This is a genomic window from Amycolatopsis sp. NPDC003731 (assembly GCF_053586895.1).
In genome coordinates this window covers 1-15011 of the sequence record NZ_JBSFNC010000116.1, presented here as the reverse complement: position 1 = coordinate 15011, position 15011 = coordinate 1, and the positions used below count along the sequence as shown (strand labels likewise).

General features: G+C 69.5%; 13 protein-coding genes. 6 read left to right on the top strand and 7 right to left on the bottom strand.

The annotated features are described in order from the left end of the window. The first annotated feature begins 199 nt into the window (after positions 1–199). Together ACWDN5_RS34580 and ACWDN5_RS34575 are read left to right on the top strand one after the other, a co-directional pair. Positions 200–1324: a PA containing protein gene (locus tag ACWDN5_RS34580; RefSeq protein ID WP_310971098.1), complete on the top strand. Its 1125-nt coding sequence runs from the start codon at positions 200–202 to the stop codon at positions 1322–1324. Positions 1325–1623: 299 nt separating this feature from the next. Beyond that, positions 1624–1851 carry a hypothetical protein gene (locus ACWDN5_RS34575; protein WP_449679239.1) on the top strand — a complete coding sequence of 76 codons (228 nt, stop codon included), beginning with the start codon at positions 1624–1626 and terminating at the stop codon, positions 1849–1851. On the opposite strand, the gene ACWDN5_RS34570 is transcribed toward ACWDN5_RS34575, so the two are convergent. From ACWDN5_RS34570 to ACWDN5_RS34540, 7 genes are all read right to left on the bottom strand, one after another. Further along, positions 1848–3125: a thymidine phosphorylase gene (locus ACWDN5_RS34570; RefSeq protein WP_449679238.1), complete on the bottom strand. Its 1278-nt coding sequence runs from the start codon at positions 3123–3125 to the stop codon at positions 1848–1850. The genes ACWDN5_RS34575 and ACWDN5_RS34570 overlap by 4 nt on opposite strands. Continuing rightward, on the bottom strand, positions 3122–3511 hold the full coding sequence (locus ACWDN5_RS34565; RefSeq protein ID WP_449679237.1) for a cytidine deaminase: 390 nt from the start codon (positions 3509–3511) through the stop codon (positions 3122–3124). Before ACWDN5_RS34565 ends, ACWDN5_RS34570 begins: the two co-directional genes overlap by 4 nt. Further along, positions 3512–4744, bottom strand: coding sequence for an ABC transporter permease (locus ACWDN5_RS34560; RefSeq protein ID WP_310971371.1), 1233 nt, complete (start codon positions 4742–4744; stop codon positions 3512–3514). Between the two features lie 32 nt (positions 4745–4776). After that, entirely contained in the window at positions 4777–5868 is a 1092-nt protein-coding gene (locus tag ACWDN5_RS34555) for an ABC transporter permease (protein WP_310971100.1), read from the bottom strand. After that, positions 5865–7436, bottom strand: a complete 1572-nt coding sequence (locus tag ACWDN5_RS34550; RefSeq protein WP_310971101.1) for an ABC transporter ATP-binding protein — start codon at positions 7434–7436, stop codon at positions 5865–5867. The genes ACWDN5_RS34555 and ACWDN5_RS34550 overlap by 4 nt, the downstream gene beginning before the upstream one ends. Positions 7437–7515: 79 nt before the next feature. Continuing rightward, positions 7516–8658, bottom strand: coding sequence for a BMP family lipoprotein (locus ACWDN5_RS34545; RefSeq protein WP_310971102.1), 1143 nt, complete (start codon positions 8656–8658; stop codon positions 7516–7518). 439 nt (positions 8659–9097) lie between these two features. Beyond that, entirely contained in the window at positions 9098–11089 is a 1992-nt protein-coding gene (locus tag ACWDN5_RS34540) for an NPCBM/NEW2 domain-containing protein (RefSeq protein WP_449679236.1), read from the bottom strand. A gap of 395 nt (positions 11090–11484) precedes the next feature. Between ACWDN5_RS34540 and sdhC the strand changes: the two genes are divergently transcribed. From sdhC to ACWDN5_RS34520, 4 genes are read left to right on the top strand one after another with little or no spacing between them, the layout of a single operon-like run. Continuing rightward, positions 11485–11928 (top strand): succinate dehydrogenase, cytochrome b556 subunit, encoded by a 444-nt coding sequence (gene sdhC / locus ACWDN5_RS34535; protein WP_310971104.1) that lies wholly within the window; start codon positions 11485–11487, stop codon positions 11926–11928. A 1-nt stretch (position 11929) separates the two neighbouring features. Continuing rightward, on the top strand, positions 11930–12343 hold the full coding sequence (locus ACWDN5_RS34530) for a succinate dehydrogenase hydrophobic membrane anchor subunit (RefSeq protein WP_449679235.1): 414 nt from the start codon (positions 11930–11932) through the stop codon (positions 12341–12343). A gap of 19 nt (positions 12344–12362) precedes the next feature. Next, positions 12363–14117, top strand: coding sequence for a succinate dehydrogenase flavoprotein subunit (gene sdhA / locus ACWDN5_RS34525; RefSeq protein ID WP_449679234.1), 1755 nt, complete (start codon positions 12363–12365; stop codon positions 14115–14117). Next, positions 14117–14887 carry a succinate dehydrogenase iron-sulfur subunit gene (locus ACWDN5_RS34520; RefSeq protein WP_310971107.1) on the top strand — a complete coding sequence of 257 codons (771 nt, stop codon included), beginning with the start codon at positions 14117–14119 and terminating at the stop codon, positions 14885–14887. The genes sdhA and ACWDN5_RS34520 overlap by 1 nt, the downstream gene beginning before the upstream one ends. Positions 14888–15011 lie beyond the last annotated feature (124 nt).

Genomic DNA, 15011 nt, shown 5'->3' with positions numbered 1-15011 from the left:
CCTCGTTGTCATTCCCCTACATGGCCGTAACTCTCAGGTTCGGGTTCACCCTCAGCGTTGACGATCATGCGACGAATCGGCCATCCGGGGGCGGCCTCCGCAATAGCCACTTCACGGGGGCCATACGCACAGCAATTTCGCAATCGATAAGCTTCGTGGCACGTCCCTCCATTTCCCCGCCGACGAAGGACACACAGCAGTGACCACTGACAACCACATTGCCGCCCCGTCCTTCGACCGGATGCGCAACATGCTGGTGCGCGCGGCCGAAGTGCGTGAGAGCGAGCAGCAGCAGATCTTCGACGCGCTCGACGACATCTACGCCCGCCTCGCGCCGGTGGACTCGCTGGGCGCGGTCCGCAAGCGGCTGTCCGAGATGCCCGACCGCACCGAGGTCAGCGTCCTGGCCGAGCGCCTCGACGAGACGATGTCGCGCCTCGAGGCCCAGGACAACGCGATCGCCGCGCTGACCAGGGCCGTCGAGAGCATCGTCGACAAGCTCGCCAAGCCCTTCGCGCAGCTCGACGGCCGCCTCGACGGCGTCGCCGCGCGCTTCGAGGGTGTCGCGGGCCGGATGGACGGCCTCGAGGACAAGCTCCAGAACATCCACCGCCGGCTCGACGAGCTGGGCGGCCACCTCGACAAGCAGGACGCGAAGCTCGAGTCGCTGCCGCAGTCGGTGCACGGCCCGGTCCGCGAGCGGATCGAGCAGGCCGAGTCGTCGCTGCGCGAGCGCGTCGACACGGTGGACCACGAGCTGCGCGGCAAGGTCGACGAGCTGAGCCGCGTCACCCAGGAGCGCGTCGGCGAGCTGGGCCGCACGACGCACGAGCGGATCGACGCCAACACCGAGGCGCTCAAGGTCGCGCTGACCGAGACCGGCGAGATGATCGACGCGTCCGACCGGCTGGAGAACCTGGGCAACCGGCTCGAAACGGTCACCACCCGCCTCGACGACCTGGCCTCCCGCCTCGACAAGGTCGAGGACGGCTTCCTCTCCGGCATCGGCGACCTCGACGGCGCGCTCAAGGCCGGGCTGTCGAAGGTCGAGGGCACGCTGTCGAAGCAGCCGGACACCGACTCGGTCGACACGCTGGTCCGCAAGAGCAACGACGAGAGCGTCCGCCGCATCGGCGGCCAGCTCGACGAGGCGATGGCGACGTTCGCGGAGCTGATGCTCGGCGGCGGCCCGGCGGTGCAGCAGATCGCCCCGCCCCCGCCGGCCCCGCGCCAGCCGCGCCGCAGCTCCCGCAACGGCCGCGCCCCCAAGCCGGCCGACGCCAAGGCCAAGACGGGCGAAGGCGCGGAAGAAGCCTCGGAGTAAGCCCACGCGTGAAGCAGGCCCCCGCCGGGATCCGGCGGGGGCCTCTTCGTGTCCGACGGGGGTGGCGGCCTCCGGCCCCCGGTTTCCAGCTTACGGGGCACCACCGACAGGTTTCGGCCGCTGCCATCGACGGTCGGCTTCACTCGACCGGGTGATCATCTTCGCGATCATCGTCACATCCGCCGCCGCGCGCTCCGGCATTTCGGGAGACGTCGGCGGCCGGTGATCTTCGCGCCCCTCGGTGTCCGGACCGACGAACGAGGGGACTCACCATGAAGGCACCGCTCAGGAGACTCGCGATGATCGCTGCGGCCGCCGCCGAAGCCGGGACCGCCACCGCCGGGCAGACCGTCACCGTGCACGCCGACCTCACGCAGGTCACGCCTGACCGGCGGCACCGGGCAGGTCACCCTGCCCACCGCCGGTCAGGTCACCCTGGCGACGAGCGGCTACGTCCGCTACTACCGCACCGGCACCTGGATGGTGGCGGCGCCAAGCCGGTCGCCGCCACCATCCAGGTGTCCTAACCCCGGATCGTCTCCACGACGATCGGTCCCGGCTCCGCTGCCGACGCGGCGATCGAGAACCCGCCTTCGAGCGCCGCCAGTGCCGCCGGGACCGCGTCCGGGGTGTCCGTGTGCAGTTCCAGCAGCGGCTGCCCCTCGGAGACGTCGTCGCCCGGCTTGGCCAGGCACAGCACGCCCGCCGCCGCCTGGACCGGGTCCTCCTTGCGGGCCCGCCCGGCGCCCAGCCGCCATGCCGCGACACCCACCGCGTACGCGTCGAGCGAAGCCAGGACGCCCGAGGAAGGCGCCACGACCGTGTGCACGTGCGCGGGCGTGGGCAGCGGCGCCGAAGGGTCGCCGCCCTGGGCCGCGATCATCCGGCACCAGACCTCGTACGCCTCCCCGGAAGCCAGCACGGCCGCGGGGTCGGCGGAAACACCGGCCAGCGCCAGCATCTCCCGGGCCAGCGCCACCGTCAGCGCGACCACGTCCGGCGGCCCGCCGCCCTGCAGCACGTCGACCGACTCCGCGACCTCCACCGCGTTCCCGACCGCCCGCCCCAGCGGGACGTTCATGTCGGTCAGCAACGCCGTCGTCGGGACACCGTGGTCGGCGCCGATCGACGTCAGCGCCGAGGCCAGCGAACGCGCCTGGTCGAGCGTCTTCATGAACGCACCGGACCCGAACTTCACGTCCAGGACCAGGCCGGACGCGCCTTCCGCGATCTTCTTGCTCATGATCGAACTGGCGATCAGCGGGATCGATTCCACTGTGGACGTCACGTCCCGCAGCGCGTACAGCTTCTTGTCCGCCGGGGCCAGCCCGGACGTCGCCGCGCAGACCACCGCGCCGACGTCTTCCAGCTGCGCCTGGATTTCCGAAGTGGACAGTGCGGCGCGCCAGCCCGGGATCGACTCCAGCTTGTCGAGCGTCCCGCCCGTGTGCCCGAGCCCGCGGCCGGACAGCTGCGGCACCGCCGCGCCGCACGCCGCCACCAGGGGCGCCAGCGGCAGCGTGATCTTGTCGCCGACGCCGCCCGTCGAGTGCTTGTCCACCGTCGGGCGGGACACCTCGAGCGACAGCCGCTCCCCCGACGCGATCATCGCGTGCGTCCAGCGGGAGATCTCGGCCGAGGTCATCCCGCGCAGGAAGATCGCCATGGCCAGCGCGGACATCTGCTCTTCGGCGACGTCACCCCGGGTGTAGGCGTCGACGACCCAGTCGATCTGCTCGTCCGAAAGCGTCCCGCCGTCCCGCTTCGTCCGGATGACGTCGACCGCCGCGAACGCGCTCACGGCAGGTCGTCCGGGCCGAAGGCGTCCGGCAGGACGTCGGACATCGGCAGGATCCCGCTCGGCGTGTCCACCAGGCAGGTGGAACCGCCCAGCTCGAACAGGATCTGCCGGCAGCGCCCGCACGGCATCAGCAGGTCACCGGCACCCGAACGGCAAGCGACGGCGACCAGGCGCCCGCCGCCGGACAGCCGCAGCTGCCCGGCCATCGTGCACTCGGCGCACAGCCCGAGCCCGTAGGAAGCGTTCTCGACGTTGCACCCGGTCACGACCCGGCCGTCGTCGACGACCCCGGCCACCCCCACGTGCAGCCCCGAATAAGGCGCGTACGCATGGGAAGCCGCTTCGATCGCCTGGGAACGCAGAGCGTCCCAATCCACAGTAGACACTCAGTCCTCACCTCGCCGGTACGGCTGCCCGTCGGCCTTCGGCGGCCGCAGCCGCTGCGAAGCCACCGCCAGCACGATCAGCGTCACGAAGTGCGCGGTGTACGGGATCAGGTCGGACGGCAGCGTGTCGTTCGACCAGTAGATCGCGTACAGCACGCCCGCGCCGACGACGCCGAGCCCGGCGGCGATCCACTGGCGGCGGAACAACTGCACGACGACGATCACGGCGACCAGGATCACCGCGCCGTACAGCAGCGCGAGCACCGCTTCGCCGCCGCCGGCGAGCTGGAGGCCGTCCGCGTAGCCGAACAGCGCCGCGCCGCCGAGCAGGCCGCCCGGGCGCCAGTTGCCGAAGATCATCGCCGCGAGACCGATGTACCCGCGGCCGTTCGTCTGGTTCTCCAGGTAGTCCGCGCCGCCGCGCAGCAGCACCAGCGACGCGCCACCCATGCCGGCGAACGCGCCCGAGATGATCACGGCGACGTACTTGTGCAGGTAGACGTTCACGCCGAGCGACTCGGCCGCCACCGGGTTTTCCCCGCAGGAGCGCAGCCGCAGGCCGAACCGGGTCTTCCAGAGGATCCAGAAGCTCACCGGCACCAGGATGATCGCGAGCATCGTCAGCGGCGCCACCTCGGTGACCAGGCCGCGCAGGATGCCGGCGACGTCGGAGATGCCGACGCGCTGCTGCTTCTCCAGGTCGCCCAGCCAGTCCGAGAGGAACGTCGCCGAGTAGGTGTCGAACTTCGGCACCACCGGCGACTGCCGTGGGTTGCCGGAGATCGGCGCGAAGATCAGGTTCGCCAGGTACTTGGTGATGCCCAGGCCGAGCAGGTTGATCGCGACACCGGAGACGATGTGGTTGACGTTGAACGTCACCGTCGCCACCGCGTGCAGCAGGCCGCCGAGGGCGCCGAACACGATCGCGGAGATCAGCCCGGCCCACACGCCGCCGTTGTACGAACCCCAGGCGGCGCCCCAGGTCCCGAGGATCATCATGCCCTCGAGGCCGATGTTGACCACGCCCGCGCGTTCGGCCCAGAGACCGCCCAGCGCGCACAGCAGGATCGGCAGCGCCAGGCGCAACGCCGTCTGCGCGGTGTTCGACGACGTCAGTGCGGCGACGCCGGTGGAGTAGGACGCCGTCGAGATGACGGCGATGGCGACCACGGCCCAGATCACGCCGCGCAGCCAGCCGGGGATCCGGCCCTTCTTGCTGCGCTGCACCGGCATGGTCGAGCCGGATTCGGGAGCGACGTCGGTGATCACACCGCACCCCCTTCGGCGACCGAGGAACCCTTGCGGCCGGCGAGCGCGCGGCCCACCCTCCGTTGTTCGGCCGCGAGGTCGGCGCGTCGCACGATCTCGTACGCCACGACGACCGACAGCACGATGATGCCCTGCATGATCGTCGCGATCTCCTTGGACACGTTGATCTGCTCCAGCGACACCGCGGAAGTGTCGAGGAACGCCCACAGCAGCGCGCCGAGCGCGATGCCGCCGGGGTGGTTGCGGCCGAGCAGCGCGACCGCGATGCCGGTGAAGCCGTACATCTGGGTCGCGGTGATGCCGTAGCTGTAGTCGCGGCCGAGCAGCTCCGGCATGGCGACCAGGCCGGCCACGCCACCGGAGAGCAGCATCGCGATCAGCGTCATCTTCTTGGCGTTGACGCCACCCGCGGCGGCCGCGGTGGTGGACTCGCCGGACGCCTTGAGCTCGAAGCCGAACCGCGTGCGGTTGAGCATGAACCAGTAGGCCCCGCCGACGATCGCGGCGATGAACACGAACCCGAAGAGCGTGCCCGAGCCGAGCGGGATGCCGGGGATCCGGCCCGACGGCTCGATCACCCGGGTGCCGATGTTGTTGCCGGTCTGCACGCCGAACTGGTCGGCGTTGATCAGGAACGCGATGATCCCGGCGACGATCGCGTTGAGCATGATCGTCGAGATGACCTCGCTGACCCCGCGGGTCACCTTGAGGATCGCCGGGATCGCCGCGTAGGCCATGCCCGCGACCACCGCGACCAGCAGGATCGCGAGGACGTGGATGACCGGCGGCAGCTGCATCGCGCCACCGGCGATGGCCGCGACGACGGCGGCGAACCGGTACTGGCCCTCGACCCCGATGTTGAAGAGGTTCATCTGGAAGCCGATGGCCACCGCGAGCCCGGACAGGTAGTAGACCGTCGCCAGGTTCACGGTGTCGACCGAGGTCGAGCCCTTGAACATCTGGCCGATCATCGTGCCGTACGCCTGCAGCGGGTCGGCGCCGGAGATGATCAGCGCGATCGCCGACAGCAGCACGGCGAAGACGATCGCCAGCAGCGGCGGCAGCAGTTTCGTGCGCCAGGACGTCATTCTTCGTCACCCTCCCCCGCGCCGGTCATCGCGGAGCCCAGTTCCTGCGGGGTCACCGTGGCGGGGTCGGCCTCGGTGACGAGGCGCCCGCGCAGCATGACCCGGATCGTGTCGGACAGGCCGATCAGCTCGTCGAGGTCGGCGGAGATGAGCAGCACGGCGAGGCCGGCCGCGCGGGCTTGGCGGATGTTCTCCCAGATCAGCGCCTGCGCGCCGACGTCGACCCCGCGCGTGGGGTGCGACGCGATGAGCAGCACCGGGTTGCCCGACAGCTCGCGCCCGACGATCAGCTTCTGCTGGTTGCCGCCCGAAAGCGCGGCGGCCGGGACGTCGATGCCCGGCGTGCGGACGTCGTAGTCGCGGACGATCCGCTCGGTGTCGGCGCGGGCGCCGGCGATGTCGAGCAGCTGGCCCTTCGAGACCGGCTCGCGGGTCTGGTAGCCGAGGATCCGGTTGACCCACAACGGTTGCGTGAGCAGCAGGCTGTGCCGGGTGCGGTCCTCGGCGATGTAGCCGATGCCGGCCTCGCGCCGCGCCAGCGTGCCCGCCTTCGTCAGGTCGCGGGCCTTGCCGTCGGCGTCGACCAGTTCGATCGTGCCGCCGGTCGGCTTGCGCATGCCCATGATCGTCTCGACGAGCTCGGTCTGGCCGTTGCCCTCGACGCCGGCGACGCCGAGCACCTCCCCCGCGTGCACGGTGAAGGAGACGTCGTCGAGGGCGTTGCGGTCCGAGCCCTCGGCGCCGAGCGTCAGGCCGGTCAGCCGCAGCACGTCCCGGTCGGTGACCGTGGACTCGCGGGTCTCCGGGCTGGGCAGCTCCGAGCCGACCATCATCTCCGCGAGCTGGCGGGAGGTGATGGTCTTCGGGTCGGCGGTGCCCACGGTGGTACCGCGCCGGATCACCGTGACGGTGTCGGCGATCGCGCGGACCTCGTCGAGCTTGTGCGAGATGAAGAGGAACGTGTAGCCGCCCGCCTTCATCTCCCGCACGGTGTCGAAGAGCGCGTCGACCTCCTGCGGGACCAGCACCGCGGTCGGCTCGTCCAGGATGATGATCTTCGCCCCGCGATAGAGCACCTTGACGATCTCGACGCGCTGGCGGTCGGCGACGCCGAGCTCTTCCAGCAGCGTCTCCGGCTTGGCGTGCAGGCCGGTGCGCTCGGCGAGCTCGGCCAGCCGCGCGCGGGCGGCGCGGCCGATGCCGTGCAGTCCCTCGGCGCCGAGGAAGACGTTCTCGCCGACGGTCAGGTTGTCGGCGAGCATGAAGTGCTGGTGCACCATGCCGATGCCGGCGCGGATGGCGTCCTGCGGGTTGCGCAGTTTCACCTCTTCGCCGTTGATCGCGATGGTGCCCTCGTCCGGCGGCTGCATGCCGTAAAGGATCTTCATCAGGGTGGACTTGCCGGCGCCGTTCTCGCCACAGATGGCGTGCACCTCGCCGGCGGCGACGGTGAGGTTGACGTCGGAGTTGGCCACCACGCCGGGAAAGCGCTTGGTGATCCCGGTCAGCTGGACGGCGGGGGCGCCCCGGTCGGGGACGGCCTCGGCCGGGGCCTCGGCTGTGCTCATGGGCGGGAGAATTCCATATCTCGTGTAAACGCGTGAGGGCCCGGAGGAGAAATTCCTCCGAGCCCCGGCGCGCACTGAGTTACTTCTGCGGCTTGTCCGAAACGGTGATGGCGCCCGAGATGATCTGGGCCTTGTAGCCGTCCAGGACGTCCTTGATGTCGTCGACCTTGCCACCGGAGGTGGCGTAGCCGACGCCGTCGACCTTGAGGTCGAACCGCTTCGGCAGGCCGCTCAGGTCACCCTTGGCGACGGCCTGCACGTAGTCGAACACCGCGACGTCGACGCGCTTGAGCATGGACGTGATGATGACGTCCTTGTCGGCCTCGACGGTCTTCTGGTTGTACTGGTCGGAGTCGACACCGATGGCCAGCGCGTTGCCCGCCTTGGCGGCGTCGAAGACACCCTTACCCGAGGCGCCCGCGGCGTGGTAGATGACGTCCGCGCCCTTGGCGATCTCGGCCGCGGCCTTCGCGTTGCCCTTCGGCGGGTCCTGGAACCCGGAGAAGTCACCGGCCGGGGTCAGGTACTCGTCCTCGATCTTGATCTTGGACGAAACGGTCTTCGCGCCCTGCAGGAAGCCGGCCTCGAACTTCTGGATCAGCGGGGTGTTGACACCGCCGACGAAGCCGATGTGGCAGTTCTTGCTCTTGTACGCGGCGGCGACGCCGGCCAGGAACGAGCCCTGCTCCTCGGCGAAGACCAGCGGCGTCACGTTCGGGAGCGTGATCGAGTCGTCGTCGACGATCGCGAACTTGGTGTTCGGGTACTTGGCCGCGACGACCTTGACCGACGGCGCGTAGGCGAAGCCGACCGCGATGATCGGGTTCAGGCCCGAGGAGGCCATCTGGTCGAGGCGCTGCTGCTTGGCCGACTCGGCCTCGCTGGCGGAGGCGGTGCTCTCGCTGACCGTCGTCACGCCCAGGTCGGACTTCGCCTTGTCGGTACCCGCGGCGGCGGCGTCGTTGAACGACGCGTCACCCCGGCCGCCGACGTCGAAGGCCAGGCCGATCTTCAGCTTGCTGCCGTCGACCTTTTCGCCGGCCGCGGTCGAGCTGCTCGCGGCGGCGGGTGCGGCCGGCGGCTTCTGCGCGGTGACGCAGTCGGAACCGCCCGTCGAGGCCGCGGTGTTGTTCGAGCTGTTACCACCGCCGGAATCCTTGGCGCACCCGGCCAGGGTGAGCACCCCGGCCATGGCCGCGGCGGCCAGCGCGGTTCCACGCATGCGACGCAACGTGTGTCTCCCTCCCCGCTGATCCAGCGGATGGTCAAGGGCACGACCCGGCCCTACTGCCGGGTCGACCGCCAGACCGTACCCGCCGGACAGGAATGCGCCATAGGAAAGGCACGCTACGTAACACAAACGTTTACTCACGAGTCGCACGCGCGACGAACCGGACACCGAACGTGATCATCGGGCTTACAGCTGGCTACTTTCGGGGGGTTGTTTCGCTTTGGGACGGCGAAAATGCCGGTTCGTGTCACTGAGTGTGCCGGGCTGACCGAAGGATGGGCCAGCCCGGTCACTCTGTGAGATGACAAGGAATCAGCCGCAGGTGAGCGTCGGGCTCACGCGGCGGGCCGGCGGGCGCGCGTCGCGAATGACTCATTCGGGACGCCGGAGGTCCCCGATGAGTCATTCGCGACCTCGGCCGAGCCGGGAGTCAGCCGCAGGTGAGCCGGGCGGCGGCCCAGTCACTCCGGTCGTAGGAGTTCCCGTCGCCGCCGTCGGTGACGACCAGCCGCAGGTACTGCGCGCCGTGGAGGTCCGCCGCCAGCGGGACCGCCGGGTCCTGCCACGTCCGGACACCGGTCGACGCCGCGCGAACGCCGTCCGCGTAGACCTCGAACGTGGCCGAGCCCTGTTTGTTCGTCGCCTCGCGCTCGTCGTCGACGCCGACGTCCGCGGTGAACTCCGTGCACCGCCCGCCCAGGTGGAACACGACTTCGCTCGGCGCGTGCGCTCCGAGGCCCTTCGGGTACACCACGCCGTTGATGGTCAGCGGCTTTCCGTCGCCCGCCGGGATGCTGCCGTTGGACATGTCGCGCTCGACCGGGCCGTAGCCGTTCTTCTCCGCGGCCCAGCGCAGGTCGCTCGCCCACGCCGGCGTCGCGGGCGGTGCCGCGGGCACGGTCAGCCGCTGTTCACCGGACCAGGTGACCTGCCCGAACCCGGCCGCGCGGTAGGTGACGCCGCCGCGCAGCGCCTCCGTGGAGCCTTCGGTCCCGGCCGGCGGAGTCACCCGCCAGCGCCCGGCCGCCGTCTCGCCGGTGCCGAGCACGACGGCCCGCGGCCGCGCCACCTGCTCGACGCGCCAGCCCGCCGGCGCGGTGAGCGTCACCCGCGGGTCGAACACCGGGACACGGGCTTCGTCGGTCGCCGACACCGTCACCTCGAAGGGCTGCCCGGCCGGCGTGATCTCGCCCGGGACACCCGGCACCGGCGCGGCCAGCTCGATGCCCGTGCTCACCAGCGGCGCGTTCCGCCACCACGAGCCGCCCGCGTGGACCCGGTAGACGACCGTCGCGTGCGGCGGGACGACCGCGGAGAGCCGGCCCGCCGTCTGGAGGTCGCGGTGGGCCCACAGGTCCCGCGCCGTGTAGCCCGCGGACCGGGGCAGCCCGGCGGCGGCCGCGGTGGTGCCGATCGTGGCGCTCGACGTCGTCTCGTTGAACAGCGCGATCGCGACGTCGCCGCCGTCGAGGGGCTTGGCGAACACCCAGTGTCCGTCCTGGTTGGACAGGACCCGCGCCTGGACGCCGCGGCGGTCCTGGTCGAGCGCGATGACCTCGGTGTTGCGCAGGACGTCGAAGTTCGCCGCCGACACCTTGCGCAGGTCGGCCCCGATGAGCAGCGGCGCGGCCATCATCGCCCACAGCGAGAAGTGCGAGCGGTACTCCTCGGTCGTCATCCCGCCGTTGCCGACCTCGAGCATGTCGGGATCGTTCCAGTGCCCCGGCCCGGCGTACGGCGCGAGCGGCGCGTTCGCCTTGAGGATCTGGAGCATCTTGGCCCAGTTGTCCTTGATGTCACCGGTGGTCCGCCACAGGTGCCCGACGTCGGCGCCCCACGTCCACGGCTTGTTCTCGCCCCACTCGCACAGCGAGTACACGATCGGGCGACCGGTCTTCTTCAGCGCGTCGCGCATCTTCGTGTAGCGCTCGAGCGCGGGCCGGCCCTGGTTGTTGCAGTTGTCGTACTTGAGGTAGTCGACACCCCAGTCCGCGAACGTCTGCGCGTCGACGTCCTCGTGGTCGAGCGCGCCCGGCTGGGTCTTCGCGCAGGTCAGCGTGCCCGCGCTGGTGTAGATGCCGAACTTGAGACCCTTCGAGTGGACGTAGTCGGCCAGCGCCTTGATGCCGCCGGGGAACCGGGCCTTGTTCGCCTGCATGCGCCCGTCGGCGTCGCGCTCCGGCTCGGCCCAGCAGTCGTCGACGTTGACGTACTCGTACCCGGCCGCCTTGAGTCCTTTGTCGACGAAGATGTCGGCGGTGTCGCGGATCAGCTGCTCGTCCACGGCGCAGCCGGTGGTGTTCCAGTTGTTGAAGCCCATCGGCGGTGTCAGCGCCAGTCCGTCGGGCAGCGCTTGCGCGGGCGTGACCGACACCACGGGCAGCAGAGCCGCGACGGCGATCACCAGGCCGAGTCGTCGCACCAGAACGTCACCCCATCGTGAGAGATCCGATGTTTGCCCGAGCGACGCTAGGGACGACACCGCGGTTGGTCAATGACACACGGATACCACCAGCCGTTCGGCGTAGCGCATCAGATATCAGATCCTATAGAGGTCAGATGACCGATGAGCGGGACGGCGGAAGCCGTCGCGCCACCGAGTGCGCTGCACCACACCGCCGGGTGGCGGCGCGGGAGTGCCGGTGTCTGGTCCATCACAGAGGGGAACCCGGAGGTGAGCCGCGTTCCGGGTGCGGGTCTAGCATCCGATTCATCCAGGCTCGATGACGTTGATCTCGGCACGGCCGCCGTTCCCGCGGCGGCAGCGGACCTCACCGGCCACCGGGCGCACAGTCAGACGTTGGAGGCCGTTCACCGATGTCCACCACGGCGAGCACTGCCACAGCGGCAGGGGCGAGCGATCGGGCGGGTGCCTCACGCCGGCAGGGGACCTTCTACCGGGGCGACCCCGGCATGTGGTCCTGGGTCCTGCACCGCATCACCGGCGTGCTCACATTCTTCTTCCTGTTCGTGCACGTGCTCGACACCGCGCTGGTGCGCGTGTCGCCGAACACCTACGACCAGGTCATCGAGACCTACAAGACGCCGATCGTCAACCTCCTGGAGGTCGGCCTGGTCGGCGCGGTGCTGTTCCACGCGCTGAACGGCATCCGGGTCATGCTGGTCGACTTCTGGTCGAAGGGCCCGCAGCTGCAGAAGGCGATGACGTGGGTCATCGGCGTCGTCTGGGTCGTCGTGATGGTCCCCGGTGCGTTCTTCATGCTGAAGCGCACCGCCGAAACGCTCTTCGGGGGTAACTGACATGGCCGACCTCGCGCTCGCCAACCCCCGCACCCCGAAGCGCCCGGCCGCGCGCCGGAGCAACTTCGAGCTCTACAGCTGGCTGTTCATGCGGATCTCCGGGCTGGCACTGGTCATCCTGGTGCTCGGCCACCTGCTGATCATGAACATCCTCGACGGCGGTGTGCACCGGATCAACTGGGGCTTCGTCGCCGGCCGCTGGGCCTCGCCGTTCTGGCAGTTCTGGGACCTGGCCATGCTCTGGCTCGCCGAGATCCACGGCGGCAACGGCCTGCGCACGGTCATCGACGACTACGCGCGCAAGGACAGCACGCGGTTCTGGCTGAAGATCCTGCTGTACGTCTCGATGGTGCTGATCCTGGCCGTCGGCACGATGGTGATCTTCACCTTCGACCCGAACATGCCCGCGAACTGAAGCCCGGAGAGCTCCCACCATGCAGTTCCACAAGTACGACGTGGTGATCGTCGGCGCCGGCGGCGCCGGCATGCGCGCGGCCATCGAGTCCGGCCAGCGCGCCCGCACCGCGGTCCTCACCAAGCTCTACCCGACCCGGTCCCACACCGGCGCGGCCCAGGGCGGCATGTGCGCCGCGCTGGCGAACGTCGAAGAGGACAACTGGGAGTGGCACACCTTCGACACGATCAAGGGCGGCGACTACCTGGTCGACCAGGACGCCGCCGAGATCATGGCGAAGGAGGCCATCGACGCGGTCCTCGACCTCGAGAAGATGGGCCTGCCGTTCAACCGCACGCCCGAAGGCAAGATCGACCAGCGCCGCTTCGGCGGGCACACGCGTGACCACGGCAAGGCCGCGGTCCGCCGTGCCTGCTACGCCGCGGACCGCACCGGTCACATGATCCTGCAGACGCTGTACCAGAACTGCGTCAAGTACGGCACGGAGTTCTTCAACGAGTTCTACGTGCTCGACCTGATCACCAGCCCGGACGAGAACGGCAACCCGGTGGCCTCCGGCGTCGTCGCCTACGAGCTGGCCACCGGCGAGCTGCACGTCTTCCAGGCGAAGTCGATCGTGTTCGCCACCGGCGGCGCGGGCAAGATCTTCAAGACGACGTCGAACGCGCACACCCTCACCGGTGACGGCCTCGGCATCATCTTCCGCAAGGGCCTCCCGCTGGAGGACATGGAGTTCTTCCAGTTCCACCCGACCGGCCTGGCGGGCCTGGGCATCCTGATCTCCGAAGCCGTCCGCGGCGAGGGCGGAATCCTGCGCAACGCCTCCGGCGAGCGGTTCATGGAGCGCTACGCCCCCACCATCAAGGACCTCGCGCCGCGCGACATCGTGGCGCGCTCGATGGTGCAGGAAGTGCTGCAGGGCCGGGGTTGCGGCCCGAACAAGGACTACGTCGTCCTCGACGTCACGCACATCCCCGAGGAGACGCTGAACGCGAAGCTCCCGGACATCATGGAGTTCTCCCGGACCTACCTGGGCGTCGACCCGGTGAAGGAGCCGGTGCCGGTCTTCCCGACCTGCCACTACGTGATGGGCGGCATCCCGACCAACATCCACGGCGAGGCGTTGCGGGACAACGAGAACGTCATCCCCGGCCTGTACGCGGCGGGCGAGGTCGCGTGCGTGTCCGTGCACGGCTCCAACCGCCTGGGCACGAACTCGCTGCTGGACATCAACGTGTTCGGCCGCCGCGCCGGCATCGCCGCCGCGGAGTACGCGCTGGCGCACGAGCACGTCGAGCTGCCTTCGGACCCCACCAAGCTCGTGGAAGAGCAGCTGGCGGGCCTGCTGTCGGAGCACGGCGACGAGCGCGTCGCCGACATCCGCAAGGAAATGCAGCAGACGATGGACTCGCACGCGTCGGTGTACCGGACCGAGGACACGCTGAAGCAGGCGCTGACCGACGTCCAGGCGCTCAAGGAGCGGTACCAGCGGATCACCGTGTCGGACAAGGGCAAGCGGTACAACACCGACCTGCTCGAAGCCGTCGAGTTGGGCTTCCTGCTGGAGCTGGCCGAGGTCCTGGTCGTGGGCGCGCTGGCGCGCAAGGAGTCCCGCGGCGGCCACGCCCGCGAGGACTACCCGAACCGCGACGACACGAACTTCATGCGGCACACCATGGCCTACAAGCAGGGCGCCGAGCTGACGTCCGACATCCGGCTGGACTACAAGCCGGTCACCTTCACCCGCTACGAGCCGATGGAGCGGAAGTACTGATGACTAGCGTTGCCGAAGCTCCCGCCTCTTCCGCATCGGACGAGCACACGCCGATCACGGTCACGCTGAAGATCCTCCGGTTCAACCCGGAGGTCGATTCGGAGCCGCACTGGGAGTCCTACGACGTCCCGGCCCAGCGCACCGACCGGCTGCTGAACCTGCTGTTCTACGTGAAGGACTATATCGACGGGACGTTCTCGTTCCGCCGCTCCTGCGCGCACGGCGTGTGCGGGTCCGACGCGATGCAGATCAACGGCATCAACCGCCTGGCGTGCAAGGTCCTGATGAAGGACCTCCTCCAGAAGGACGGCAAGAAGACCACGATCACGATCGCCCCGATCAAGGGCCTGACGACGTTGAAGGACCTCTACGTCGACATGGACCCGTTCTTCGAGGCGTACCGGGCGATCAAGCCGTACCTGATCACGTACGGCAACGAGCCGACCCGCGAGCGCATCCAGTCCCAGGCCGACCGCGACCGCTTCGACGACACGACGAAGTGCATTTTGTGCGCGTGCTGCACATCGTCCTGCCCGGTGTACTGGAACGACGGCTCGTACTTCGGCCCGGCGGCGATCGTCAACGCCCACCGGTTCATCTTCGACTCCCGCGACGAGGGTTCGGAGGAGCGCCTGGACATCCTGAACGACGGCGAAGGCGTCTGGCGCTGCCGCACGACGTTCAACTGCACGGACGCCTGCCCCCGAGGCATCCAGGTGACGAAGGCGATCCAGGAAGTGAAGCGAGCTTTGCTGTTCAAGCGCGTTTGAGTGGTAGGCAAAAGGCCCTCCGGCAACAGCCGGAGGGCCTTTTGCTTTTCCACCAGGACCAGACGCGGACCGGCGGCCGGGAGCGCAACCCGGCCAACGACGTCACCAGACCTCCCCCGCCCCT

Coding starts and splice junctions, on each gene's coding strand:
- ACWDN5_RS34575 (WP_449679239.1), top strand. CDS start 1,624: ATGATCGCTGCGGCCGCCGCCGAAGCCGGGACCGCCACCGCCGGGCAG.
- ACWDN5_RS34560 (WP_310971371.1), bottom strand. CDS start 4,744: ATGCCGGTGCAGCGCAGCAAGAAGGGCCGGATCCCCGGCTGGCTGCGC.
- ACWDN5_RS34555 (WP_310971100.1), bottom strand. CDS start 5,868: ATGACGTCCTGGCGCACGAAACTGCTGCCGCCGCTGCTGGCGATCGTC.
- ACWDN5_RS34550 (WP_310971101.1), bottom strand. CDS start 7,436: ATGAGCACAGCCGAGGCCCCGGCCGAGGCCGTCCCCGACCGGGGCGCC.
- ACWDN5_RS34545 (WP_310971102.1), bottom strand. CDS start 8,658: ATGCGTGGAACCGCGCTGGCCGCCGCGGCCATGGCCGGGGTGCTCACC.
- sdhC (WP_310971104.1), top strand. CDS start 11,485: ATGTCCACCACGGCGAGCACTGCCACAGCGGCAGGGGCGAGCGATCGG.
- ACWDN5_RS34530 (WP_449679235.1), top strand. CDS start 11,930: ATGGCCGACCTCGCGCTCGCCAACCCCCGCACCCCGAAGCGCCCGGCC.
- sdhA (WP_449679234.1), top strand. CDS start 12,363: ATGCAGTTCCACAAGTACGACGTGGTGATCGTCGGCGCCGGCGGCGCC.
- ACWDN5_RS34520 (WP_310971107.1), top strand. CDS start 14,117: ATGACTAGCGTTGCCGAAGCTCCCGCCTCTTCCGCATCGGACGAGCAC.